3 protein-coding genes are annotated in these 1,157 nt (G+C 54.9%); 1 reads left to right on the top strand and 2 read right to left on the bottom strand.

The genetic code is table 11. From position 1 onward, the window contains the following. Nucleotides 1–153 precede the first annotated feature (153 nt). Nucleotides 154–402: a hypothetical protein gene (locus KGL31_13250; protein ID MDE2322856.1), complete on the bottom strand. Its 249-nt coding sequence runs from the start codon at nucleotides 400–402 to the stop codon at nucleotides 154–156. Then, the gene (locus tag KGL31_13245; protein ID MDE2322855.1) at nucleotides 371–664 is read right to left on the bottom strand and encodes a BrnT family toxin; all 294 of its coding nucleotides are present in this window, start codon (nucleotides 662–664) and stop codon (nucleotides 371–373) included. The genes KGL31_13250 and KGL31_13245 overlap by 32 nt, the downstream gene beginning before the upstream one ends. Before the next feature lie 241 nt (nucleotides 665–905). On the opposite strand from KGL31_13245, the gene KGL31_13240 reads away from it, so the two are divergent. Continuing rightward, on the top strand, nucleotides 906–1,157 hold a 252-nt coding region (locus tag KGL31_13240; GenBank protein MDE2322854.1), incomplete at its 3' end, for a hypothetical protein.

The raw sequence follows: 1,157 nt of genomic DNA, 5'->3' as shown, positions 1-1,157 counted from the left end.
GCTATTTGGGACGTCGGATATGTGGAAGGGATGAAGGGCTGCTTTAGAGTGTAGCAGAGGAGCGATCAGGCGAAGCGGATGGCGACTGAACCTTGCGACGCGTGAGCCCACGGTAGTACCCGATAGCGGATCAGTCGCCTCTGCTTCTACGATTTATGCCTTGGCTGCCGATTTCTTTCCGGCTCCTGGAAGGTTCCTCAACCGGATCACCAGCCGAAGGGCCTCGTTAACGGCTTCGTCGGTCCGGAACGCCTTTGCAACGTCGGGAGTCAGCAGAACGAGATTCGTTCCTTCCTGATACCGGTCTGCGTACTTGCCTTGGATACCGCCCTTGAGAAGCTTGCCAAGGTCATATTCGGGTCGAAGTTCGTTAGCCTTTTCGCCTTTGGATCTCGCTTTCATAAGCCTCACGCTCCGCACGGGTTAACTCTCGTGCATTGATAATACGGGTTCGAGTACCACGGTCCGTATGGGCAACGATCAGAAATCGACCCGCCATCGAGGTCCCCACGGTGATGTACCGGTCCTCCTCTTCTGAGTGATCCGGGTCGTACACCGTAATGCTCAGCGGGTCTCGAAAGACGGTGGCCGCCTCCCTGAAAGCAACACCGTGCTTTCGAAGATTCCCCATTGCTTTCGTCGGGTCCCACTCGAAGTCTATCATACTTCAGCTTTGCTGTATTTGAGGAGAACGCGGGGATGAGCCGCCGCGAAGGGAGAACCAGTTAATTAGACGGACGGATAAGTACAGCACAGATTTTTATACACGGTCAAGACGAAAAAATAACTTGATGTACACTATACGGTTTCATTACAACCAACAAATGGCTAATATGCAATTCGTGGAATATCCAATTTGAAATGCCTAATACGCGGTCCGCGGCTGAAGCGCTGAGGGCTGAATCATGAAGATCGACGTCGTCATCAAGGTGGGCGGAAGTCTTGGCCGGTGGGGCGGGCTGGGGAAGCTGCTCGATTCCATCGCGTGGTGGAAGGGCGCCACCAACGTGTTGATGATTCCGGGTGGCGGCGTATTTGCCGATCTGGTGCGGGCAGAGTATCGCCGATTACGGCTTACTGAGCACGCCGCGCACCGGATGGCTATCCTGGCGATGGATCAGTACGGTCTTGAGCTTTGCGACCTCGCCTCACGGGCT

Source organism: Candidatus Methylomirabilota bacterium (assembly GCA_028870115.1).
In the GTDB taxonomy this organism is placed as follows: domain Bacteria; phylum Methylomirabilota; class Methylomirabilia; order Methylomirabilales; family Methylomirabilaceae; genus Methylomirabilis.
Note: the sequence above shows the minus strand (reverse complement) of the source record. Positions and strands in the feature narration are given on the sequence as shown.